Annotated in this window: 15 protein-coding genes; 7 read left to right on the forward strand and 8 right to left on the reverse strand. The window is 67.5% G+C overall.

Translation table 11 applies throughout. The features are described 5' to 3' along the window. Positions 1–221 precede the first annotated feature (221 nt). The 3 genes from ligD to QN245_RS00770 all read right to left on the reverse strand — a co-directional run bounded on the left by ligD (position 222) and on the right by QN245_RS00770 (position 5,574). Positions 222–2,858 carry a DNA ligase D gene (gene ligD, locus QN245_RS00760; RefSeq protein ID WP_317844282.1) on the reverse strand — a complete coding sequence of 879 codons (2,637 nt, stop codon included), beginning with the start codon at positions 2,856–2,858 and terminating at the stop codon, positions 222–224. A 19-nt stretch (positions 2,859–2,877) separates the two neighbouring features. Continuing rightward, on the reverse strand, positions 2,878–3,054 hold the full coding sequence (locus tag QN245_RS00765; protein ID WP_048491671.1) for a DUF3606 domain-containing protein: 177 nt from the start codon (positions 3,052–3,054) through the stop codon (positions 2,878–2,880). A gap of 192 nt (positions 3,055–3,246) precedes the next feature. Beyond that, on the reverse strand, positions 3,247–5,574 hold the full coding sequence (locus tag QN245_RS00770; protein ID WP_317844283.1) for a TonB-dependent receptor: 2,328 nt from the start codon (positions 5,572–5,574) through the stop codon (positions 3,247–3,249). A gap of 687 nt (positions 5,575–6,261) precedes the next feature. Between QN245_RS00770 and QN245_RS00775 the strand changes: the two genes are divergently transcribed. After that, positions 6,262–6,648: a BlaI/MecI/CopY family transcriptional regulator gene (locus tag QN245_RS00775; protein ID WP_048491669.1), complete on the forward strand. Its 387-nt coding sequence runs from the start codon at positions 6,262–6,264 to the stop codon at positions 6,646–6,648. 3 nt (positions 6,649–6,651) lie between these two features. Then, complete coding sequence (locus QN245_RS00780) at positions 6,652–8,706, forward strand: M56 family metallopeptidase (RefSeq protein WP_317844284.1); 2,055 nt, start codon at positions 6,652–6,654, stop codon at positions 8,704–8,706. A gap of 505 nt (positions 8,707–9,211) precedes the next feature. Here the strand turns inward: QN245_RS00780 and QN245_RS00785 are convergent. Next, on the reverse strand, positions 9,212–10,321 hold the full coding sequence (locus tag QN245_RS00785; RefSeq protein WP_160964728.1) for a ribonuclease H-like domain-containing protein: 1,110 nt from the start codon (positions 10,319–10,321) through the stop codon (positions 9,212–9,214). After that, positions 10,318–12,831 carry a DEAD/DEAH box helicase gene (locus QN245_RS00790; protein WP_317844285.1) on the reverse strand — a complete coding sequence of 838 codons (2,514 nt, stop codon included), beginning with the start codon at positions 12,829–12,831 and terminating at the stop codon, positions 10,318–10,320. The genes QN245_RS00785 and QN245_RS00790 overlap by 4 nt, the downstream gene beginning before the upstream one ends. Before the next feature lie 241 nt (positions 12,832–13,072). Here QN245_RS00790 and trhA point away from each other — a divergent pair, with 241 nt between their 5' ends. Together trhA and QN245_RS00800 are read left to right on the forward strand one after the other, a co-directional pair. Then, positions 13,073–13,735 carry a PAQR family membrane homeostasis protein TrhA gene (gene trhA / locus QN245_RS00795; protein WP_317844286.1) on the forward strand — a complete coding sequence of 221 codons (663 nt, stop codon included), beginning with the start codon at positions 13,073–13,075 and terminating at the stop codon, positions 13,733–13,735. A gap of 55 nt (positions 13,736–13,790) precedes the next feature. After that, complete coding sequence (locus QN245_RS00800) at positions 13,791–14,315, forward strand: hypothetical protein (RefSeq protein ID WP_317844287.1); 525 nt, start codon at positions 13,791–13,793, stop codon at positions 14,313–14,315. 143 nt (positions 14,316–14,458) lie between these two features. Here the strand turns inward: QN245_RS00800 and QN245_RS00805 are convergent, their stop codons facing one another. From QN245_RS00805 to QN245_RS00815, 3 genes are all read right to left on the reverse strand, one after another. Beyond that, positions 14,459–17,161: an SIR2 family protein gene (locus QN245_RS00805; RefSeq protein WP_317844288.1), complete on the reverse strand. Its 2,703-nt coding sequence runs from the start codon at positions 17,159–17,161 to the stop codon at positions 14,459–14,461. Between the two features lie 114 nt (positions 17,162–17,275). Continuing rightward, a complete protein-coding gene (locus tag QN245_RS00810; RefSeq protein WP_317844289.1) occupies positions 17,276–17,839 on the reverse strand; it encodes a lysozyme inhibitor LprI family protein in 564 nt (187 codons plus the stop codon). Positions 17,840–17,937: 98 nt separating this feature from the next. Beyond that, the gene (locus QN245_RS00815) at positions 17,938–19,761 is read right to left on the reverse strand and encodes a family 43 glycosylhydrolase (RefSeq protein WP_317844290.1); all 1,824 of its coding nucleotides are present in this window, start codon (positions 19,759–19,761) and stop codon (positions 17,938–17,940) included. 161 nt (positions 19,762–19,922) lie between these two features. On the opposite strand from QN245_RS00815, the gene QN245_RS00820 reads away from it, so the two are divergent. The 3 genes from QN245_RS00820 (at position 19,923) to QN245_RS00830 (ending at position 23,306) form a co-directional block, all read left to right on the forward strand. Further along, a complete protein-coding gene (locus tag QN245_RS00820) occupies positions 19,923–20,828 on the forward strand; it encodes a DUF4424 family protein (protein ID WP_317844291.1) in 906 nt (301 codons plus the stop codon). A gap of 158 nt (positions 20,829–20,986) precedes the next feature. After that, a complete protein-coding gene (locus tag QN245_RS00825; protein WP_317844292.1) occupies positions 20,987–22,381 on the forward strand; it encodes an MFS transporter in 1,395 nt (464 codons plus the stop codon). 109 nt (positions 22,382–22,490) lie between these two features. Beyond that, the gene (locus QN245_RS00830; protein WP_317844293.1) at positions 22,491–23,306 is read left to right on the forward strand and encodes an EcsC family protein; all 816 of its coding nucleotides are present in this window, start codon (positions 22,491–22,493) and stop codon (positions 23,304–23,306) included. Positions 23,307–23,378 lie beyond the last annotated feature (72 nt).

A 23,378-nucleotide genomic window follows, 5' to 3' on the forward strand; every position in this document is an offset into this window, starting at 1 on the left:
GGTGTTCTGGCGCCCGTACCCTTACCCCAACCCCTCTCCCGAGGGGAGAGGGGCTTTGATTTCCTTCTCCCTCCGGGAGAAGGTGCCCCGTAGGGGCGGATGAGGGTAAGGGCGCTCATGTCGCTTTGAGCCTTCGCACGTGTGCCATGACGTACCGACTGCGCGTGGCTTCGCGCCGGACCCTCACCCCAACCCCTCTCCCGGAGGGAGAGGGGCTTCGCTTACTCCGCTTCGGCCCAGCGCGCCAGGTTTTGCTTCAGCGTGTCGATGCCGGCCCACGGATCCTTGCGTCGCCGCTTCAGCTTGGCCGGGACGTCGCGCAGCTTGAAGGCGTCGGCGCGGTGCAGCTTGGGCAGGTCGCTCCAGGCCAGCGGCATCGCCACCGGCGCGCCGGCGCGGGCGCGTAGCGAGTACGAGGCCACCGCGGTGGCGCCGCGGCCGTTGCGCAGGTAGTCGACGAAGATGCGCTGGTTGCGCAGGCGCTTGCTGGCCGTGGCGAGGAAACGGTCCGGTTGCGACTGCGCCATCGCGTCGGCGAAGCCGTGGGCGAAGCGCTTGGTCAGGTCCCAGTCGCAGCCCGGCGCCAGCGGCACCACCACGTGCAGGCCCTTGCCGCCGGACACGCGCAGGAACGACTCCAGCTCCAGTTGTGCCAGCAGCTTGCGGATGTCGGTAGCCGCGCGCTTGACCTCGGCGAAGGGTACGTCCGGGCCTGGGTCCAGGTCGAACACTACGCGGTCGGCCACGTCCGGGCGCTGTGCCTTGGCACCCCAAGGATGGAATTCCAGGGCGTTGAACTGCACCAGTTCCAGCAGCCCGGCCGCGTCGTCGACCACCAGATACTCGGCCTGGGTGCCGCTCTCCTCCTTCAGCTTCACCGACGACACCAGTTCGAGCCCGGCGGTGTGGTGTTTCTGGAAGAAGCACGCGCGCTCGGCACCGGCCGGGCAGCGGATGATCGACAACGGGCGGCCGGCGATCTCCGGCAACAGGTGATCCATCACCGCGCTGTAGTAGTCCCAGACCTCGCGCTTGGTCGCGCCGATGTCGGGGAAGACCACGCGGCCCGGGCTGGACAGCGTCGGCGGCGTGCGTGCGCTGTCGGCGCTTGCGACGTCGCGCTTGCCGCTTCCGGCCTTGGCCACGTTCGCAGCCGTTTTGGTCGCTTTAGTCGCTTTGGCCGTCTTGTCTGGCTTCTCTGTTTTGGCCTTTCTGGCGGCCGGCGTGGCGCGCGCTGCCGCCGCGCGCGGCGCCGGGGCGGCGCTATCGCCGCCGAGGTCGGTAATGTCCTTGTCGGGGCGCACCGCCTTCAGCGAGGCCTGGCGCAGCAACTGCTGGCCACCGATGCCGCGGTAGAACACCTCCACTACGAAGCGCGGTGCGAACCAGCGCGCGCTGCGCAGGTCGGTCTCGGTGGTCGGCACGTGCACGCTGGGCGTGGCGCTGCCGGCCTTGCCGATCAGCGCGGTCAGCTCGCGCAGCAGGGCGTCGGAGAAGCCGGAGCCGACCCGCCCGGCGTACAGCCAGCCGTGCTCGGGATCCGGCCGTGCCAGCAGCAGCGAGCCGAAGCCGCTGCGGCTGCCCTTGGGCGCGGTGTAACCGACTACCGCGAACTCGTCAGACCGCAACTGCTTGGTCTTGCGCCAGTCGTCGCTGCGGCCGCCGTGGTAGCCGCGGTCGGCACGCTTGGAGACGATGCCTTCGAAACGCTGCGCGCCGGCGAGCTGGAATGCGGCGTCGCCATCGCCGTCGATGTGCGAGCTGAAGGCCAGGTGCGCATCGGCGCCCTGCAGCAGCCGCTGCAGCAGCGCCTTGCGCGCGGACAGCGGTGCGGCGGCGATGTCGATGCCGTCCAGGTGCAGCAGGTCGAACAGGGCCAGCGCCAGCTTGCCCTGGCGCTCGCCGGACAGCACCGCCTGCAGCAGGTTGAAGTCTTCCTTGGTCCCCTTGCCGGCGATCAGTTCGCCGTCCAGCGCCGCCGAACGCAGGCCCAGCGCGGCGATGGCATCGCGGATCTCGGGGATCTTGTCGGTCCACTCGATCGCGTTGCGCGACCACAGCCGCACCACGCCATCGGCGACGGTGGCCAGGATCCGGTAGCCGTCCCACTTGATCTCGTGGATCCAGTGCGCGCCCTGCGGCGGCGCGTCGCCAAGCCGGGCCAGTTGCGCCGCGAACGGCCCATCCGGTGCCGCGGCCGGCACCGCGCCAGGCAGCGCCTGGGCGAGCTTGGCCCAGTTCGTCCGGCGGCCCTTGTGCGCCGGGACCGCGACGACCTTGGCCTTGCGTTTGTCGGGTTTGCCGGCGCCGGCGCGCTTCACGTCCTGCGCAGGCGCCGCGGTGACATCGGCCAGCAGATCGTCGGCCTCCAGATCGCCGGCGAAGGCGTCGTCCTCCTTGAACAGCAGCCACTGCGGTTGCCGCGCCGGCTTGCCCGAGCGCACCAGGTGCCAGCCGCCCTTGAGCTTGTCGCCGAACAGTTCGAAGCGCAGATGGCCCTTGGCCAATTGCGCCTCCGGATCGTCCGCGCTGCTCCACACGCCGTGATCGAATTGGGCGACGTGGCCGCCGCCATATTCGCCCTGCGGGATCTCGCCCTCGAACGTGGCGTAGTCCAGCGGGTGGTCTTCCACTTCCACGGCCATGCGCTTGACCTTGGGGTCGTAGCTCGGCCCTTTCGGCACCGCCCAGCTCTTCAGCGCATCGCCGACCTGCAGGCGGAAATCGTAGTGGCGGCGGCTGGCGTGGTGCAGCTGCACGACGAAGATCGGCCGCTGCCCGGCCGGCACCGGCTTGCCCGGCTCCGGCTCGCGGGTCTTGTCGAAGCGGCGCTTGCGGCGGTAGTCGGCAAGGCTCATGGCGCGGGTCCGGCCCGCGTCACTTGCGCAGGTGCGCGCGGACCGCCGCGGCGCTGCTGCCCACCGCCTGCACCGCGGCGCGGAGTTCGTCGGCGGAGACGCCCAGGGCCTGCGTCCAGTAGCGCACTTCGTAGTCTTCGTGGAGGTTGATGCGGTCGCGATCGGGCGAACCGGTGTTGCGGGTGTCGTCGCTCATGCCGATGTCCTGTGCAGAAGCCGCTGCGGTCGTGGGGCGCACGCCGCAGCGCGGCGGCGGGGGCCGACGGACGCGGCATGCGTCGGCGGACCGGTGCGGAAACTTCTAGTCGCGCCGGCGTGGCACCGCCGTGAACGCCGTGTCTGCCCCATGCATGCGCGCCCGCCGGGGTGGGGCGCGCATGCCGCCCGCTCAGAACGCCAGCGAGGTGCTGAACAACAGTTGCCGTGGTGCGCTGCGCTGCAGCGTCTGGTAGTCGCCAGCGAACGACGAGCCGGCGATATTGGCGGTGCCGATGTTGTGGCGGTCGAGCAGGTTGCTCACGTCCAGGCGCAGTTCCAGGCCCGGCAGCCGGCTGTCCGCGCCCAGCGTGTAGGCCGTGTACGCGTTGACCTGCCAGAACGCCGGCACGCGCAGGTCGTTCTCGTAGGTGAAGGGCTGATGCAGGTATTCGGTGCTGGTGGCGCCAAGACGCCAGTGGCGCACGTGCGCCGACAGGTCGCTGACCAGCGACACCTGCGGATAGCCTGGTTGCGCCTTGCCCCGGATCGGGTAGACGTCGCCGTCGACGACGACATCGCGGTCGTAGACCGAACGCGCCAGCGCCACGCCCTGGTAGAGCTGCAGGTGCGGGGTCAGGTCGACGGTCACGCCCAGGTCGGCGCCGAACGTGTGCATCTTCGGCATCACCTGCACGGTGTTGACCTGCGCGAACTGGGTGCCGACCGCGGCCGACAGCAGGCGATGGCGGATGTCGCCGTAGAACACGTCCGCGGTGACGGTGGCGCGGTCGAAGCGATGGGTGCCGCCGACGGTGAGGTTCCAGTCCTGTTCGGGGCGCAGGCTGCGGGTGAGGCGGTCGAAGGCGCCCTGGTCGGGCACGGTCCAGGCCGAGGCGGTATAGCCGATGTTGCCGCGCTGGGCGACGCGGAAGCCGTTCATGGCGCTGCCCAGGTCGATGAAGCCATCGGTCTGCGCGGTCGGGCTCCAGAACAGCGACAGGTGCGGCAGGAACGCGCTCTTGGCCCGGAGCGTGCCGGATGCGGGCCGGTCCGGCGCATCGCCGACACCGCCGCCGCTGGTGCGAAAATCCACCGCCTTGGCGCCCACGCCCAACACCAGCGTGTCGTTCAGTGCGATGTCGTCGTGCACGTAGGCCTGCCGCGTGCGCGTGGTCCACTGCGAGACGTTGTCGGTCTTGAACGCCGGGCCGTACACGTCCCACGGTCCGATGGTGCGCAGCGGCCGGCCTTGCCCCAGCAGCGGCTCGGTGTACCAGGACGTCGCCGCGTCGGCGCGGCCGTGCTCCTGCCACACGCCGGCGCTGAGGGTGTGCCGGCCGTCCACATAGGTCAGGCTGAGCAGGCCGCCGGTGCGCTGCAGGTGCGGCGCCTGTACCTGCTCGGAGAACGGCGCACCGTCGGGCGAGGGCGTGGTCGGATCGCTCAGCGTGGCGTGGGTGCGGCTGCGCGCGCTATAGACCTGCACCCGTCCGCTGAGCGCGTCGGAGATGCGGAAATCGTGCGCGAGCGAGGCGATGCGGTCGTCGGTGACCTGGCCGGTGTCGTACGGCAGCAGCCCGGCCAGCGCGCCGCAGCTGTAGGCACCGCAGGAGGCGCTAGCGTTCTGCGGCAGGGCGATGGCATAGGCCCTGGCGTAGTCGGGATAGACGCTGTCGGCGTGCCAGCCGAGCTTGCCGAGCATGTCGAAGGACAGATTGTTGTAGCCCCACATCGCCGCATGGCTGGCGGACAGGAACACGGTGAACGTGCCCCAGGCCACGTCCTGCGTCGCCTTCAGGTCGCCGCGCAGGAAGCGCTGGGTGCCGCCGCCCTGGTACTTGTCCGCGACCAGCCGCTGCAGGTCGACCTGCAGTTTCGGACCGTTGTCGCCGAGTTGCCCGCTCTGCGCGGAGACCGTGGTGACCCGGGTCGCGTCGCTGCCCACGCCCTGCTTGAGGCGCAGGCCGGGCGTGTCCTTCGGTTCGCCCAGGCGATACTCCAGCGCGCCGCCGTTGGCGCTGCTGGAGAACACGCCGACCGGCGCCGCGCCGGGGCTGACGGTGATGGTGCCGATGGCATCGGGCACGGCCACGTTGACCACGCTGGTCCCGGTCAACGACAGGAAACCGCTGTCGTTCAACGGCACGCCTTCGAAGGTGATGCCCATTTCGTTCATGCGGAACCCGCGCACGAACAGGCTGGTGGCGGAGACGTCCAGGCCCAGCTCATCGGTGGCGGTATAGCTGGCGCCGGGCACGGTCTTCAGCCGCGCCAGGCCGTTGCTGCCGGCGATGTCGGCGTCCATGTCGCCGGCATTGATGACATAGCGGTTCGGGCCCACCACCTGGGTGGGCGCCACCGCGGCCGCATGCGGCGAGGCCACCACGTCCAGCGCCGACAGCGTGGTCGGCGTGGTGTCGGCATCGGCGCTGGCGGCCGCCTCCGCGGCATGCGCCGAGGACGCGGCCAGGCAGGCGCCCAGCGCCGCGGACAACAACGACGGCGTGCACGCGCGCATGGGGCGATGCGGTGCGGACAACGGCAGGGCGGCGGCGCGGAGGCGGGAGGAAGTCGCGTGCATGGTCGGATCCGGCGTGGAGTGAGGGAGCGATGGCGCAGGCGCGCACCCAGCGCAGGGTTGCGGCCTGGTGGCGGCGCCCGGCTGACTGTGCGTTTGCGATGGCAGGGCGCCGGCGGTGCGGCGCGGATCAGGAGAGGTGGCGCGCGGCAGTTGCGGCCGTTCGCTCCGGAGCGATGGAGGCGAACGGCGCAGCTGCGACAGTGCGCTTCCCGAGGTGGGTACAGCGGCGTGAAGCGATGCAGGGAATTCTTGCATCGCATGTGCGCTTGCACCATTGCGCGTTGGTACAGCCCTGCCTGCTGCGCGTATGCGATGCGATACCTGGGTATAAGCCAGCGGTGTCGCTACGCAAACAAGACCGGCTCGCCGCGAACGTCTACGGCGAATGCGAGCATGTGGGCGGTGGATGCGGACCTCGCGCCGCACACGTGCGCGGGGCATGGCTGATCGAACGCCCAGGACCGATGCGGCATCCGCCGGGATGCGATGAGCCGCTACCGCCGCGTCCCGGACGGACGTCAGTGCCAGCCTGCAGCCAACCGCTAGCCCATGACCTGCGACCTATTGACGACATTTGTCGTCACGGGTAGCTTTGCCGACACGTGTAGTCATCGGAGTGGGCGGATGCGCCGCAAATCGATCGGGGACCAGGAGCTGGCCCTGCTGCAGTACATCGCCGAACAGGGCGATGCCAGCGTCGGCGAGGTTGCCGCCGGGTTCGGCGAGGCGCGCGGGCTGGCGCGTTCGACGGTGCTGACCATGATGGAGCGCCTGCGTGCCAAGGCCTATCTGCGCCGGCGCCAGGTGCAGGGCGTGTACCGCTATGCCGCCACCAGCGGCCAGGACGACGTGGTGCGCAGCGCGGTCGGCAGCTTCGTCGAGAAGACGCTGCAGGGCTCGGTGTCGCCGTTCGTGGCGTGGATGTCGCAGCGCGCCGAGGTCAGCGATACGGAACTGGCCGAACTGGAGGCCCTGGTGGCCAAACTGCAATCGCAACGGCGGGAGGACTGAGCCATGCACAGCCTGTTGGGGACGGACGTGTTCGAGAGCCTGTTGTCGCGCTTGTTGGCGACGAGCGTGCAGACGGTGGTGCTGGTCGCGCTGATCTGGGCGCTGTGCCGCTGGCTGCCGACCTTGCCGGCGGCGACGCGTTGCCGGCTGTGGTGGCTGGTCGCCGCGCAGAGCGTGCTGGGCCTGTTGTGGGCCGGTGCGCTGCAGTTGCCCGTACTGCCGTCCGCGCCTACGCCGGTGGCGGCGGCACCGGCGGTCGCCACGGTGCCGGTGACGCCGGCAGGTCCTGCGACCCCGCCTGTGCCTGTATCGGCGCAGGCGCCGATGCAGGTCAACGTCAACGCGACTGCCGCGACCGCGGCGGCGATCACCGCCCCGTCGGCAACGGCATCCGCAGTCGGCTTGCCCTGGGCGCAGGCGCTGGTGGCGCTGTGGCTGGCCGGCGTGCTGGTCTGCACCGCGCACAGCGTCCTGGCCTACCGCCGCAGCCGCCAGCGTGCACGCGAGGCGGCACCGTGCACCGACACCGCCCTGCTCGGCGCGCTGCGCCTGGCGGCCGAGGCACACGGCCTGCGCGAGCCACCGCAGTTGCGGTTGTGTGCGCACACCGATTCGCCGCAACTGATCGGGCCGTGGCGGCCGGTGCTGTTGCTGCCGGCGCGGCGCATGGCCAGCCTGCGCGCCGACGATCTGGACATGGCGCTGACCCATGAGCTGGTGCACCTGCAGCGTCGCGATCTGTGGTGGGGGCTGCTGCCGGCGGTGGCGCAACACCTGTTCTTCTTCCATCCGCTGGTGCACCTGGCCAACCGCGAGTACGCCCTGGCCCGCGAAGCGGCCTGCGATGCGGCCGTGGTCGCCGGCCACCGCCATTGCCGCCACGACTACGCGCGGCTGCTGGTGCAGCTGGGCGTGGCGCCGCGACCCAGCGCCGGCCTGGCCAGCGCGTCGCCGACCTTCCTGAGCCTGAAACGGAGATTGCTGATGCTGCAGACCACGTCCGCTTTTCCGCGCCTGGGCGCGGCCCTGATCCTGACCGCGGTGACCGTGCTCGGCGTGACGCCGCTGCGCCTGGTGGCCCAGCCCGGCCACGCCGTCGCGCCTGCCAGCAAGTCGGGTTCCGCCCGTGCAGCGGCGCCGACCGCCGCCGAGGCCGATACCGCAGCCGAGGCGGCCGACGCTGCAGCCGACGCAGCCGAGGCCGCTGCCGATGCGGCCGCCGAGGCAGCGGAGAAGGCGGCCGACGCCGCCGATGCGGCCGGCACGGACAACGACACGGCCATGGATGACGGCGCCGCCGCACGTGCCGCCAATGTGCCCGGTGCGCCGCTGCCGCCGCGTACGGCCACCTCCGCCACTTCTGCGACGCCGTCGCGCCGTGCGTCGGCGCCGGTCGCGCCGTTGCCGCCACCCGCGCCGCTTGCGCCGCCGGCACCGGCCGTCCCAGCCGTCCCGCCAGCCATCGGTTCGCGGATCAGCACGCGGTCGGTACAGAAGACCCGCAACGGCCGGCTCGAACAGTCGTATGTCCGGGTCAAGGGCAGCCATTCGACGATGAGCGGCAGCAGCGACGATCTCGCCGCCATGAAGCGCGAGACCCAGGGCGATGGCCTGTGGTTCCGGCGCGGCGACAAGCGCTATGTAGTGCACGATCCTGCATTGTTGGCCCGCTTCGATGCGCTGTTCGAGCCGATGGGCAAGCTGGGCGCGCAGCAGGGCGAACTCGGCAAGCGCCAGGGCGCATTGGGCCGCGAGCAGGGCGAGTTGGGTCGGGAACAAGGCAAGCTGGCGCAGGAAGCCGCGGCGCGGGCGCTGGAGCGCATCGACATGGACGCCATCGCTGCCAAGGCGCAGGGGCATGCCCAGGCGGAACTTGCCAAGCGCCAGGACGCGCTGTCGGCGAAGATGCGCGCGCTCGGCGAACAGCAGGCCGTGCTGGGCCGGCAGCAGGGAGAACTGGGCGCGCGCCAGGGCGAATTGAGCGCCCAGGCCGATCGCGAAGTCGACCGCCTGCTCGACGCCGCCATCGCCGCGGGCAGCGCGCAGCGGCTGGAGTGATCGGGCGCACGCCGCGCGCCAGGCGCACGCGGCGTGCTCTTGCGTTGACGTTGCGCCGTCTCTAACCACGCGCAGTCCGCCGTGACACTCGGCAGGCAGTGTGGGAGCAACTTCAGCTGCGACGGACTTTACCGGTCGTCGCGACTTGGGGCATTTCAGGGCGGCAAACGCTGCAGCACGCCATCGACAGGCCACAGACTGCGCGTCGCGCGTTGATGAGGTCGCGGATTTTCGGAACGCGCCATGCGCGATCCGCTGTCGTAGGAGCGGCTTCAGCCGCGACAGCTTTACCGGTAACGCCCGTCGCGGCTGAAGCCGCTCCTACACGCGTGCTTGCCAACATGACTTGACGCTTCTGACGTCATTTCGCACCGGTCGCGCCCCTGGATGCATCGCCCTTGCAAATCTCCATGCCGCGTTCGCAGCATGTCGTCTGCATCAGCGCGCTATGTTCGCGCGATGCAGCATCATTAGGTCGGCAAGGCACCACCCGAGTGCCCAGCGACTACACCGACGCAGCCGCCGCCAACGCCCGCTCCTCGGCCTCGGCGGCGACCAGGCGCTGCAGCAGCAGCGCCAGCGTGACCACGTCCTGATGGTTGTGCGCGGCGACGCGGCGCAGGTTGCGTGCGTTGCCGCCGCGCAGGTAGCCCAGCCACGCCGCCGGTGCTTCGGATCCTGGCAGGTCGTCCTCGCGCACCACCCGCAGCAACTGCCGCTCGATGGTGGCGAGCTTGCAGTTCTCCCAGGTGCCGCGGTAGCGGCGGCGGGTGGGATGCAGCAGGTCCACGTGGTCCAGCGCCGACAGCGGATCGGCGCAGCGCGCCAGCCGGTAACGGGTCTTCAGCAGCGGCGCGTCGTAGCAGCGGCCGTTGTAGCTGGACAGCACCGTGCCCGGCCGCAGCCAGGCGCGGAACGCTTCCAGCATCGCCTTCTCGGCGCCCATCGTGGCCATCAGCAACTGGCGGATGCGCAGGCCCGGGCCATCGGCCGGATGCACGGTCCAGTCGGCGGCACCGATCATGAAGGCGCGGGTGCCGGTGCCGCCGGCCAGGCCGGTGGTCTCGGTATCGAAGAACAGCAAGTCGGTCGGCGCCACCGCATCCTCGCGCCGGGCGAAGGCGAGCGATAGCGACGTCGCGGGAATCGGCTGCGGCAGAAACGCCTCGATCAGGTGCAGGCCGGGCGCGATCTCCACCCCGGGCAGATGCCGGTCCGGCGCCGTCGCCGGCCTGCGTACGCCCGCAGCCGCGGCGGGCGCGACGGCACGCTCGCGCAGGCCGAGCAGGCGCCGCAGTGCGGACACATCGGTGCCACCGCGATCGAACGGGGCGATGGCGATGGGCGGGGCCACTGCAGTATCGGTGCCGCCGCTGCGCGGGGGAGCCGGTTGCGTGCGTGCGGTTGGCGGTGCAGTCGGACGCGATACGTCGTCGCGCGTCGCCGCCGATGATTGCCGCGACACGTGCATGGGCGTCGCCGCGGCAGCGCCCGCGCGCGACGCAGGAGCCGCGTCCGCCACGGTGCGGTTGCCAGCGGACGCCGGCGTGCGCTCCGCGCTGGCGTCGCCGGCCTGCCGACGCAGTGCGCGCAGGCGCTCCAGGCTGATGCTCATGCGCTCCACTCCGGCAGCGCGTCGGCATCGGCATCGGCGACGATCGTGGTCGCGCCGTGCGCGTCCAGCGCCGCGTCGTCCTCGCCGTCGAGCAGCAAGCGCAGCACGCGCAGCGCCAGCGCCCGGGGCGTGGTCGCGCTGGCTTCCTGCGCCGCCAGCACCGGGCCGACGCAGGCCGGGCAGCCTGCGACGCAGTCGCAGCCCTGCACCAGTTCGCGCGCGCGCTGCACCAGCTCGGCCTGGCGCCGCCACAGCGGCTCGCTCAGGCCGACGCCGCCGGGGAAGTTGTCGTACAGGTACACGGTGGGCACGAACTGCTGCAGTTCGATGCTGGCCGGCTCGCCGGTGTCGCCGCCGCGCAGCTGGCCGCGGCCCTTGGCGTCGGCTACCGCGAACCAGGCGCCGTCGCCGTCGCCCACCGCCTGCTGCAGGTCGCGCGCATCGGCCATCACCGCCACCGTGGCCACCACGTGCAGGGCGTAGGCGGCGCCGAGGAAGCCGTCCAGCGCGTCCTGCTTGCTGCCGAACGCCTTGAGCAGCGTGGCCTGCGGCAGCTGCCACCACACCGCGGTGGTGTGCAGTTCCTGGTCGGGCAGGTTGACCGGGCCGTAGCCGATGTTCTCGTGGGTGTAGTAGCGGATCTTCTTGTAGCCGGCCACGCGCCGCACCACGTGCACCTCGCCGTGGTGCGCGTCGCCGCGGCCGGCCGCGCCGCCGTCGAAGCGGTCCAGCACCTTGAGCTTGGTGAAGTCGATGCTGTCGGTGTAGTAGTCGACGTGGGTGCGGGTGACGTAGGCCTTGCGTCCTTCCCAGTCCAGCTTCTCCACCTGGTACGGCGTGCTCTGCACCATGTGGATGGCGCCTTCGTAGAGGGTCAGCGCGGCAGCGGAATAGTCCACCTCGGCGATGATCTGCTGCTTGCCGTCGGTCTTGTCCACCACCACGAAGTTGCCGTCGGCGACCGAGCGCAGGCTCACCGCGTTGGCCGGATAGCTGTCGGCGATCCATTCCCAGCGGTCGCCTTCCTGGTGCACCACCTCGCTCTCGGCCAGCGCCTCCAGGAACACCGCCGGGTCCATTGGCCCGAACGCCTCGCCGGCGACGAAGGTCAGTTCGAACGCGGCGCAGCGGATGTGGTCGAACAGGATCAGCGGCTGGTCCGGGGCGATGCGGGCGTGTTCGGGCGAGGCGTCGGCGAAGAAGTCCGGGTGCCGCACCACATACTGGTCCAGCGGCTGCGAACTGGCCACCAGCACGCCCAGCGCCGGCTGCTGGCGGCGCCCGGCGCGGCCGAAGCGCTGCCAGGTGGCGGCGACGCTGCCGGGGTAGCCGTTGAGCACCACCACGTCCAGCGCGCCGATGTCCACGCCCAGCTCCAGCGCCGAGGTGGAGACGATGCCGTCGATGCTGCCGGCGCGCATCGCCCGCTCGGCCTCGCGGCGCTCGCTGGGCAGGTAGCCGCCGCGGTAGGCGCGGATGCGTGGCGGCTTGCGCGGGTCGTGGTCGAAGATGTCCTTCAGGTACTTGGTCAGCACTTCCACCATCAACCGGGTCTGCGCGAACACCAGGGTCTTGAGCCCGGACTTGATCGCGATGCGCGCGATGCGATTGCTCTGCGAGCGCGCCGAGGCGCGCAGGCCCAGGTCGGCGTTGACCACCGGCGGGTTCCACAGCAGTACGTGCTTGTCGCCGCTGGGCGCGCCGGAGTCGGTGATGGCGTGCACGCGCTGCTCGATCAGCGCCTCGGCATGCGCACGCGGGTTGCCGATGGTGGCCGAGCACAGGATGAACTGCGGCGTGACGCCATAGAACGCGCAGATGCGCTTGAGCCGGCGCAGCACGTTGGCGACGTGGCTGCCGAACACGCCGCGGTAGGTGTGGATCTCGTCGATCACCACGTAGCGCAGGTTCTCGAAGAACTGCGCCCACTTGGTGTGATGCGGCAGGATCGCCTGGTGCAGCATGTCCGGGTTGCTGACCACGATGTCGCCGTGCAGGCGGATCGCCTGGCGCGCATCGCCCGGCGTGTCGCCGTCGAAGGTGAAGGCCTTCACCCCGAGGTCGCCGGCGCGGTTGAGGTCCAGCAGCTCGGCCACCTGGTCCTGCGCCAGCGCCTTGGTCGGGAACAGGTACAGCGCCTTGGCCTGCGCGGTCATCGCCGCGGCCACCACCGGCAGCGTGTAGCACAGCGACTTGCCCGAGGCGGTGGGGGTGACGATGGCCACGTGCTCGCCGCGCTGTGCCGCGTCCCAGGCCTGTGCCTGGTGGCTGTACAGCTGCGCGATGCCGCGTTCGCGCAGCGCGGCGGCCAGCGCTGGCGGCACGTCGTCCGGGATCGGCGCGTAGCGGCCGGCCTGGCCGGGGATGGTGAAGCTGCCGGTGATGCGGTCGTGGTAGCGGCGCTCCAGCCGCGCGCTGAGCAGGGCGCCATCGCGCGAGGGCATCCCGTCGGTGGTGGACAGGGCGCGCTCGGCGTCCTCGGTGCGCGGGGCTAGGGCGTGGGCGGGCATCGGCACGGCTCTCAAAGCGGAACAGGGAAGCGAAATCGCGTCTCAGGGTATGAGACGGGGCCTGCCGAGGCGAGGAAGGCAGGCTGAGCGGATTCAGGCGGCAGGCTTGCGTGTGTGCCGTTTACCCGATCGCTGACGCGCCATACGGCAACGACGCTGCCGTCGTGTGACGCGCGTTGTCGTCATCGACAGGTATCCTGTCGTCCCCCTCGGCAACGGCGGCTCCTGCCGTCTACTTCCCTTGCCCGTGTCCGCTTCCCCGATTCCCCCGCACTACCGCACCGCTGCCGCCCGCCGCGCCGATCTGCTCGTGCATGCCGCCGGCCTGCTGCTGGCCGTGGTCGGCGGCGCGCTGCTGGTCTGGCGCGCGCATGCCAACGACGCGCTGATCGCAGCCACCTGCGTCTACGCGCTGGGACTGCTGACCATGTTCGCGTGCTCGGCGGCTTACAACTTCGCCCCGCCGCAGCGCCAGCCGGTGCTGCGCAAGCTCGACCATGCCGGCATCTTCGTGATGATCGCCGGCTCCTACACGCCGTTCTTCGTGCTGGCGCTGTCCGGTGCCTGGGTCTGGTCGATGACCCTGGCGGTGTGGGGCGTGGCCTTGTTCGGCGTGTTCGCCAAGCTGTTCCTGCCCGGCATCGCCAAGGGCTTCTGGGTGGCGATCTACCTGCTGCTGGGGTGGGCGGGGATGGTCGCGGTCAAGCCGATCGTGGCCGGGTTGGACACGCCAGTGCTGTGGCTGATCGCCGCCGGGGGTGCGATCTACACGGTGGGCGTGGCGTTCTACGTGCGCAAGTCGATGCTCTACAACCGCGCAATCTGGCATGCGCACGTGCTCGGCGGCGCGCTGGCGCACTGGTGCGCGATCTGGTTGTGCCTGCGCCCGCTGTCGCCGACGTGAACAGCGGCGATGATGCGCTAGAGATGACCGCGCCGCGTCCGTAAGCTCGGGCGCCATGGACAGCATCGACGCAGCGGATCCGATCGGCCGGCGCCTGCGCACGGTGCTGGCCGTCGCGCTATTGGCGGCGTGCATGCAAGCGCAGGCGCAACAGACGCCGCCTGATGCGCAGGCGTCCGCACCACCGCCGCCCTCGGTCGCCGCACCGCCCGCGCCCGATGCCGCCGCGCAGCCCGACATCCAGACCCTGGGCGAAGTGCGCGCGCTGCCACCGGACGAGGGCGAGCCGCTGGATCTGTACCGCTTCAAGAATCCGGTGTCGCCTCCGCCCAACCGCTTCGACAAGGATTGGCGGCCGCCGCCCTCGGTGGAGCAGGTCAGCCAGAGCGGCGGCTACATCGCGCTCGGCGTCTACTACCTGGCCGGCAAGGCGGCCAAGGGCCTGCACGCGCTGACCGGCGGCCCCGACCAGGTCCAGGCCGCCGTCGCGCGGCCGCCACCGCAGCTGAGCGAGGCCGAACTGCAACGCGCCATGAAGGTGTGCGCGGAACAGGGCGGGGGCTGCGCGGTCGGGCAGTGAGATGGGTCGTCTGAACCGTTGCACCGTATAGCGCCGTGCGGTCCAGCAGCCATGCCGCAAGTGTGAGCGCGCTTAGCCACAGCCAGTCGTAACGTTCGACGTACTAGGTATAGAATACACACTTGCAGTAATAGCGCCTTGTCCTATGTGCTAGTTATAATCGATTCAATAAATCTAGAACCTTTCTCATCCGAGAAAATCGCCCATCCTGAATATACAAAGGCCTTTTCTCTGTTGGAGGTTATTTCTGATCTTATTATTTCCCGGGCTTTTTCATGTACGCCAAGCAAGTAGTGCGCGCAAGCTTTCGCGTCTTCATTGTCAGATTTTTCAACTACATCACTTAATCTTCTCTTATTCAGAGTCTCGCCTCTTTTCTGTCGGCTTAGTTCATAATTTATTATCAGATCTGGATGGTGAATACTCCAGTTAACTTGCTCCAGGGAGCTCTTCGCCAAAGCTTCGGCCTCTTCATATCTTTTTAAGAGCAAAAGATCGTGGATTTCTTCTGTAAGGATACTAACCCCTAGCAAACGCTTTCCTTTAGTGGAGCGAAGCTGATTCAACGCGGCGTCTATAGAGTTTTGCGCTTGATAAAAGCGCCTCTTGATTATTGATTTTTCTATCGGATTCATAGCTGAACTATAGTCCGAAAGAATTTTATCGATGCTGCCATGATCTTTCTTGTACACGTAAAGATCACAAACTTCAAAGACATCTACCAGATTCTTTTCACGCTCAAGCGCAACTTCCAGACATCGAATTGCTATATCTAGAGCGCCACTTTGGCGCATAAGGAATTTGGCTTTTCTATACAAAAATTCTCGTTGCCCACACATGGCGGGATTTACATCTATTTCGCTGATTTTTCTTGAAAGATCTTCGAGGCGATCAAGCTTGTTATAGCAGTCGATTTCAAGCCAATCAAAAAATCTTTGGACCGATTTTGGACTTTTTGATTTGGCAATTTTAACCTTCTCTATGTATTCATCGGCCTCCTTTCCTTTTCGATCCTCCTTGTACTTTGAAATCCTGTGGAGCTTTATCCTAAGCGTGGAAATGGCAAGAGGATTCATGCTCTCGCATTTGCGAGATATGAAGTCTAGCTTTTCTTTGGTTTCGTCTTTCGATAAGGCTGTTGCGCTAATAAAGTCTGCGTACAAACGCCAAGCAGGATTTGAGAGCGCAGGATTAAACTCAATACTTTTTCTGAAATTACTTTCTATGCGTTCAAGTTGCTGTTGGCGGTCAAACCCAATTGATGCATTTACTGCATCAATAGATACTCGCATAAATGCGTTGCATATTTTATAGCTGTAGGGAGCAATGGCAACGGCGTGCTCTAAAACATCCATCCGTTCAGTGTGCTCGTAGAGAAGATGACTTTTTCGTATGTAATTTTCTGAATTATTAGGGTCTTCGTTAATCAAGCTGTCCACTGCTGCAATCGCCGCATGCAAATCACCTGCTAGTTCTTCGGTGTTAATTTTCAGATCTGAGAGTCTTTCCTTGAACGCATGCCGCGGAACCTTCTCCATTTCTTTGGCAATTCTGTCTCGAGCTTCTGAGAAATTAGATGCATCTAGCAACTGCTTTATCTCAAGAGTTACGAGGACTTCCCCATCATTCAGATCATCCTCCTCCAGCGTCGAACTCTTTTGCATGTCTAGCACAGTGTTTAGTAGTGCTTCCCTGTTATTTTGTCTCTCTAGTCTTTCGAGATCTCTTTTAATAACTTCGGAGTTTGACTTTTTTAAGTAGGGATTTTCACAAAATCCACGAATGATGGTTCGAGGCTTTTCGTTAACGATTTTAGTGTCGATAGGCAGCTCGCTGCCTACTAAATCATTATGTAATTGCCCCATGAGTTCATCAAAGCCATCTATCTCAACAAAATAAACCCTGTCTCGCCACAGCAGCTTAATTAGTTCGTCACTCGGTGTGTCTCCTTTGCGGATGCACCAGTAAATTCCGTGCTTGAAATGATCTTCACTTCTAAGTAGATATTGCAAAACATCCATTATCGATCTGTCGCAGCCGCTATACCCGACTACTACAAGTCCAAAATCCCTGCCGAATTCAATAAATTTCTTTCTAGTGTTTTCTTCAAGTGATTCAGTTTCTCTTACCGTGGATTTTATGTCGTCAAAAAGATAGTCGCCATGTAGTTTTATTATTTTTGGCCTGCTGGAAGTAACAGTGACACTAGAAATAGCTGAGTCATGAGCACAGACCATTGGTCGATCAACAGAAAATTGGAAAAAAGCTTCGTTGAGCAAATCATCAAAGTTTGTTGTGAATATCGTGTTTATAAATCCCTTGTCGGTGAGCTTGATCAGATAAGCGTAACCTAGATTTGGATTTTTCCCCGAAACTTCTTTTTCTACAAACATTCGACGTTGTCGGGGGAGGTCGAAGTTTTTTTCAAAAAGAGATGAATATTCTCGGTTGGTGTTGTACCAAACACCCTCGGATTTACTTAGTATTTCTTTCGCCTGCTCCTGGTCATATTCTTTATCCGGATAGATCCTCTCGAATACCTCTTTTCTCCATTCTTCGATTAGTTGGTTTGCACTGCGAACTCCTGACGAAACCGAGCACCCCGATCCGAGTAAGAAGGTATAATTTGGAACTCCAGAAGTTCGTGAAGATATAAATCGGCTTAGATCAGCATAATTACGGCGTTTGCTGGTTAATTGCTTTAAAGGGTCAAATGATTCCATTTCCGCCTCCGGTGGTGATGCGCAGCAACTCAATGCTCGACAGGTGGCTTCGGGAAAGCGCCCTTTAAGTTGAGCAATAGCTTTATCAGGCAATGTAATGCCGCAGAAGGAAACATTCAGCAAAATCTAATTATTTGTCTACAGCGCCTATTGGAGCTTATGACCGCTGAAGTCGAACCCGATCCCGGCCAACTGGAATAGGAAAAACAGCCCCGTAGAGCGTCGAGTGCAGCGCCCTCAACGCCCGCCGCGCGTATAGCCTTCCAGTTCGTCGGCGCGGGAGCTGATCCGGCGCAGGGTGGCTTCGGCGCTTTGCAGGGCCGCTTCCTGGCCGCGTGCGCCGAGCGCCCGGTCCAGGTGTGCGGCCTGTTCGTTGGACTGCTGCCAGGTGTATTGCGCATCCATCAACCGGGAACGGTCCATGCCGCTGAGGCGGTAGCGCAGCTTGTCGTAGGCGCGGTCCAGGCGCTCCTGCTGCACGCGCTGTTCGCGCTGGATGCAGCGGCGGCTCTCGTCCAGGCCCTGCGCCTGCTTGCGGCAGTCGTGGTAGGTGGCGGACAGGCCATCGCCCGGGGTGCCGCCCTCGGCGCCCGTGCCGGGCGGCGGCATCTGCTGCAGTTGCTGTTGCATCTGCTGGATCTGCTCGGCCTGCTGCTGCAGCAGGCGCTGCTGTTGCTGCAGTTGCGCATCGCGCGGGTCGGTCTGCTGCGCAGCGGCGTTGCCGCACACGCCAGCGACCATCGCGGCGATCAGCCACGCGCGCAGGCGGCGCTGGCCCTGGGTTCCCTGGTGCTGGTGCATCGTCCTTCTCCTTCGATCGGCAGCCGATCCTGCCGCGCGCCGCATCGCCGGTGCGCGGTCGAGGTGGCGCCAAGCATACGGGAAGGGCGGTGATGGCTTCATGGCACGGCGATGGGCGCGCTCAGCGGGGAGACACCGCGCTCGTCGAAGGCTTCGACCGCGAACACGTAGTCCTGGTCCAGGTTCAGCGCCCGGATCTCCAGGTCGGTACCGCGGTCGGCGAACACCTGGTAGGTGAGGGTGAGGCGGTCGGCGCGCAGGCCCCAGCGCACGTTGTAGCCGACGGCGCCGGGCACTGCCTGCCAGCGCGCGCGGGCGTTGCGGCGGTCGGCGTCGCGTTGCACGGCGACGCCGGTCGGCGCCGGTGGCGGGGCGCCGTCGGCGTTGCCGAACACGCGCAGGTCGCTGATCGCCAGGTGCGCGGCGCCGACGTGGCCGTGCACGTAGCGGATGTAGCGGGTGCGCACCGGCGCGGGCAACTGCAGGTAGGCGTTGGGCCGGTCGCGGCGATCGGCGCCGTCGCCGACCTCGGCCAGCGGCAGCCAATGGCGGCCGTCGCGCGAGTGCTGCAGCCGGAACGCGGTGTAGATGTCCGGCGCATCGCCGTAGCGGCCGGCGCGGTAGTCGGCGAAGTTGACCTGTACCGCGCGCACGCTGCGTTCCCCGCCCAGGTCGACGGTGAGAGTTTCGCCTGGCGCGTTGCGCGCGGCCACCCAGTAGCTGCGCGGGTCCTCGTCGGTAGCGCGGTCGGCGTCGAAGCCGTTCAGGGTGGACGAGGCGGTGGCCGGTTTGCGGTAGGACAGCAGCATCCAGCCGGTGAACAGCGCCTCCGGGTCGGCCACCGTCCCCTCCGGCATCCAATGCGGGAAATCGCCGAAGCGGGTGGACACCCGCATCTGCCCATCGGCGGCGAACGCGGCGGGGAACAGCACGATGCGCCGTTCGAAGGTCCAGTTGGCGCCGATCCAGGCGGTGCCGCTGTTCCACCAGTTGGCGTGCGCGTCCTGGAAGGTGGAACCGTGGCCGGCGCCCTGCATGAAACCGCCGGGCTTGTACGCCACCGGGTTGTACGCCGCATAGACGAACGGGCCGAGCGGGTGCTCGCCGACGAACACGCCGTTGGCGTAGGCGTTGTACTCGCTGCCCGGCGCGCCGTACTGCAGGTAGTAGCGGCCGCCGGTCTTGGTCATCCACGCGCCTTCCAGGAAGCTGCCGATCGGGCTGCCGTCGGGGAAACGGGCGCCGCGGTGGTCGGGGCCGAAGCGCTCCCAGCCGTGCTGCGCCGGATCCAGCGCAAGCAGCGGCGTCGGCGTGCCGCGGAAGGCGAAGCCCTGCGCACTGCGGTCCATGGCGATGCCGTACAGCGGATAGCGGTCCGACGAGCCCCAGTACAGGTACCACTGGCCGTCGTCGTCGATGAACAGGTCCGGGTCCCAGGGACCGGGCGGCACGTCGCTGAGCGGGCGGCCCTTCATCTCGGTGCCGATCGGCTGGGCGCGCGGCAGCTTGGGCAGCAGCCGGGTCAGGAAGTCGAGCGTGCCGCTGGCCGGGTCGCGGGTCTGCAGCAGCGGGCGCGGTTCGAAGGCCGACTGCATGATCACCAGGCGGTCGCCGTCGGCGACCACCGCCGGCGCGACGATGCTCTCGAACGGCCAGCGGCTGGGCGTGACGAACTGCCAGTCGAGCAGGTTGCTGGAGCACCAGTAGCCGTCGGCCAGGGTCTGGAACAGGTAGTAGGCATCGCCGAAGCGCACGAACACCGGGTCGGCGCCGGTGCGGTAGGAGATGCCGTCGTTGAGTTGTTCGAAGTTGTAGCGGTAGTCCAGGTCGATCGGGTTGGCGTAGCTGCGCGTGCCCGGCGCCTGTGCCGCGGCCAGCCCGGCGGATGCCAGCAGCGCCAGCGCTGCGAATGCTCTGAACATGGCGATGGCCTTCCCCCCGTGGCGGCGCCGGCTACCGTAGCAAAGGCGGTGGCGGGGTGCGATGCGGCAGGCCATGCCGCCGCGGTTACCATGATGCCCGCCCGTTCGCCGGTGCCGCGCTGCGGCTGCGGCGCCGTCTCTCGCCGATTCCCCCGATGCCCATGACCGCCACCCTCTCGCCGCGCCGCCTGCTGCCCCTGTTGTTGTCGCCCTTGCTGTTCGCCGCCGCCGCCTTCGCCAACGACAGCAGCATCGGCGACGCCAATGGTTCGATCGAGCTGATCCGCCAGCCGGACATCCGCATGAGCAAGGAAGATCTGTTCATCAGCGAGGATCGGGTGCAGGTGGACTACGTGTTCACCAACACCAGCACGCGTGACCTGCTGGTGCCGATCGCCTTCCCGATGCCGCCGATGTACTTCGGCATGGCCGACCACAGCACGCTCACCGACTTCAAGCTGTGGGTGGACGGCAAGCCGGTGCGCACCGAGCGCCGGCTGGTGGCGAAGCTGGATGGCAGCGACATCTCGCGCGCGTGGGCGGCCAGCGGCTGGACGCCCGACGACCTGGCCGCGTACGTCGAGAGCGGCACCCTCCCGGCCGGTCGCAAGCCGCTGCCGGCACGCTGGCTCGATGCGGACGGGCAGCCGCGTTTCACCCTCAGCGAGTACTTCGTCTGGCAGCAGCGCTTCCCGGCAGGCGCCGCGGTGGCGATCCGCCACAGCTATGTGCCCAGCGTCGCCACCGGCGTGCCGATGCCGGTCAGCGACCTGATCGGCGAATACGCCAAGCCCACCTGCCTGGACGCCGCCATGCAGCAGCGCATGCGCCGCCGCGCCGGCGCCGACGGCCTGGCGTGGGGCAACCTGCGCTACGTGTTGCGCACCGGCGCCAACTGGAAGGGGCCGATCCAGGACTTCCACCTGACCCTGAAGAAGCGCGCGCCCGGCGACCTGCTCAGCCTGTGCTTCGACGGCGAACTGCAGCGCACCGATGCGCTGACCTTCGAGTTCCGCCAGCGCGACTTCGTGCCCGAGCGCGACCTGGACATCCTGTTCCTGCGCTGACGCGCTGCCGGCACCCGCAGCGACCGGCCGCGCCGAAGCCGACACCCGGCTGAACGCCGATCCGGCGCGGTCGGCAGTTTGCGCCCGATGCGGTGGCGCGCGTGCGCGCGGATCGGGCAGCATGCGCCGGCGCGTTTCCTCCCTCAGGACCTGCCCGCATGCGCGATGCCGCCGTTGCCGCTTCCGATCCCGTCGCCCTGGTGGCGGCGCGCCTGGAACGCCTGCCGCCCACCCGAACCCTGTGGCGCCTGGTCGCGCTGCTGGCGCTGGGCGGCTTCTTCGAACTGTACGACCTGTTCCAGACCGCCTACCTCAGCCCCGGCCTGCTGCGCGACGGCCTGTTCGCCGAGGGCGCGGCCGGTGTGTTCGGCATCGCCGACCAGGCCGCGTTCGCGTCGGCGACGTTCCTGGGCCTGTTCCTCGGCGCGAGCCTGCTCAGCCCGCTGGTCGATCGTTTCGGGCGCCGCGCGGTGTTTTCCTTCGCGCTGCTCTGGTACAGCGCGGCCACCGTGGCGATGGGCCTGCAGCACAGCGGGCTGGGGGTGATCCTGTGGCGCGGCGTGGTCGGCATCGGCCTGGGCATCGAATTGGTCACCATCGACACCTATCTGTCGGAAATGGTGCCGCGGCAGATGCGTGGGGCGGCGTTCGCGCTGGCGTTCTGCGTGCAGTTCCTGGCGGTGCCGGCGGTGGCGTTGAGCGCCTGGGCGTTGGTGCCGCACGCGCCGCTGGGGATGAGCGGCTGGCGCTGGGTGGCACTGCTCAGCGGCGGCTTCGCGCTGGCGGTGTGGTGGCTGCGCAGCCGCCTGCCGGAATCGCCGCGCTGGCTGGCCACGCAGGGCCGCCACGCCGAGGCCGACGCGGTGCTGCAGCGGCTGGAGGCGCGCTGCGCCGCCGACCTGGGGCGGCCGTTGCCGGCGCCGGAGCCGACGTCGGTGCCGGCCGTGCCGACGCCGCAGCTGTCCGCGCTGTGGCAGGCCCCGTACCGGCGCCGCATGGCGATGCTGGTGAGCTTCCACATCTTCCAGGCGATCGGTTTCTTCGGCTTCGGCAACTGGCTGCCGGCGCTGCTGGCGCGGCAGGGCGCCGATAGCGTGCACGGCCTCGGCTACGCCTTCGCCATCTCGCTGGCGTATCCGCTTGCGCCGCTGCTGCTGATGGGCGTGGCGCAGCGTTGGGAGAACAAGTGGCAGGTGGTGGTATCGGCGCTGGGTGCGGTGCTGTTCGGCCTGCTGTTCGCCTGGCAGCAGCAGCCGCTGCTGCTGGTCGCCTGCGGCGCGGCGGTCACCTTTTGTAATGCCTGGATGAGCTTCGCCTACCACGGCTACCAGGCCGAGCTGTTCCCCACTGCGCTGCGCGCCCGCGCGGTGGGTTTCTGCTATTCCTTCAGCCGCTTGTCCACCGCCGCCAGCAGTCTGCTGATCGGCATGCTGCTGGACCGCACCGGCCACCGCGGTGTGCTGGGCTTCATTGCCGCCAGCCTGCTGCTGGCCGCCGCGGTGGTGGGCCGGTTCGGGCCGCGCACCCACCAGCGCGTGCTGGAGCGGATCTAGCGGGGATGTTCCGCCGATTCCTGAATGTCCTGCCGCGGTCATCGGCCCTCGACACCATGCCGCCGCCGCCCGGTGCATGCTGTCGCCTCCTTCGCCACGAGCCTCGGCCATGACCTCGCTACTGCCCGTCCCCGTGATGGATGCCGCCGACCACCGCGACCTGGCCCAGGCGCGTGCGCTGCTGGAATACCCCGGCCTGGCGGCCAAGATCGCCAATACGGTGGGCGCGCCGATCGAGGCGTTGATCAGCAAGCGCATGCCGAAGATGCTGTCCTCGCGCATCGATGCGGTCAGCCAGCGCGCGCTGCGTGTGGCGCTGCGCTCTGCACTGCTGACCTTGCGGACGCAGGCGCCGGAGCGGGCGCGGCCGCGCCTGCACGGGGTCGCGGTGGCGGCGACCGGCGCCGCCGGCGGCTTCTTCGGCCTGCCCGGGCTGGTGGTGGAACTGCCGCTGACCACCACCCTGATGCTGCGTTCGATTGCCGACATCGCACGCGCCGAAGGCGAGCGCCTGGACGACCCGGCCACCGCCCTGGCCTGCCTGGAGGTGCTGGCGCACGGCGGCCGCAGCCAGCGCGACGACGGCAGCGAATCGGGCTATTTCGCGGTGCGCGCGGCGATGGCGCAGCAACTCAGCGCCGCGGCGCAGTACATCGCCGCGCATGGCCTGGGCAGCAAGGGCGCGCCGGTGCTGGTGTCGCTGCTGTCGCGCATCGCCGCCAAGTTCTCGGTCACGGTCAGCGAGAAGCTGGCGGCGCAGGCGGTGCCGCTGGTCGGCGCGGCCAGCGGCGCGTTGCTCAACACGGTGTTCATCTCGCACTTCCAGGCGATGGCGCGCGGCCACTTCATCGTGCGCCGGCTGGAGCGCCGCTACGGCGAGGCGGCGGTACGCCAGGCCTACGAGGCCTTGCCGGCACGCAGATAGCGCCGCATCGGCGAAACGGCGGGATCGTGCAAAGTCGCGCCCGCGCCGCCCCGCTATCCTCGGCGATCGATC

The sequence above is a fragment of the Xanthomonas rydalmerensis genome (genome assembly GCF_033170385.1).
Taxonomy (GTDB): domain Bacteria; phylum Pseudomonadota; class Gammaproteobacteria; order Xanthomonadales; family Xanthomonadaceae; genus Xanthomonas_A; species Xanthomonas_A rydalmerensis.

Excerpts from the sequence above, each read along its gene's own strand:
- ligD (WP_317844282.1), bottom strand. The coding sequence starts at position 2,858 with ATGAGCCTTGCCGACTACCGCCGCAAGCGCCGCTTCGACAAGACCCGC.
- QN245_RS00765 (WP_048491671.1), bottom strand. The coding sequence starts at position 3,054 with ATGAGCGACGACACCCGCAACACCGGTTCGCCCGATCGCGACCGCATC.
- QN245_RS00770 (WP_317844283.1), bottom strand. The coding sequence starts at position 5,574 with ATGCGCGCGTGCACGCCGTCGTTGTTGTCCGCGGCGCTGGGCGCCTGC.
- QN245_RS00775 (WP_048491669.1), top strand. The coding sequence starts at position 6,262 with ATGCGCCGCAAATCGATCGGGGACCAGGAGCTGGCCCTGCTGCAGTAC.
- QN245_RS00780 (WP_317844284.1), top strand. The coding sequence starts at position 6,652 with ATGCACAGCCTGTTGGGGACGGACGTGTTCGAGAGCCTGTTGTCGCGC.
- QN245_RS00785 (WP_160964728.1), bottom strand. The coding sequence starts at position 10,321 with ATGAGCATCAGCCTGGAGCGCCTGCGCGCACTGCGTCGGCAGGCCGGC.
- QN245_RS00790 (WP_317844285.1), bottom strand. The coding sequence starts at position 12,831 with ATGCCCGCCCACGCCCTAGCCCCGCGCACCGAGGACGCCGAGCGCGCC.
- QN245_RS00800 (WP_317844287.1), top strand. The coding sequence starts at position 13,791 with ATGGACAGCATCGACGCAGCGGATCCGATCGGCCGGCGCCTGCGCACG.
- QN245_RS00810 (WP_317844289.1), bottom strand. The coding sequence starts at position 17,839 with ATGCACCAGCACCAGGGAACCCAGGGCCAGCGCCGCCTGCGCGCGTGG.
- QN245_RS00815 (WP_317844290.1), bottom strand. The coding sequence starts at position 19,761 with ATGTTCAGAGCATTCGCAGCGCTGGCGCTGCTGGCATCCGCCGGGCTG.
- QN245_RS00820 (WP_317844291.1), top strand. The coding sequence starts at position 19,923 with ATGACCGCCACCCTCTCGCCGCGCCGCCTGCTGCCCCTGTTGTTGTCG.
- QN245_RS00825 (WP_317844292.1), top strand. The coding sequence starts at position 20,987 with ATGCGCGATGCCGCCGTTGCCGCTTCCGATCCCGTCGCCCTGGTGGCG.
- QN245_RS00830 (WP_317844293.1), top strand. The coding sequence starts at position 22,491 with ATGACCTCGCTACTGCCCGTCCCCGTGATGGATGCCGCCGACCACCGC.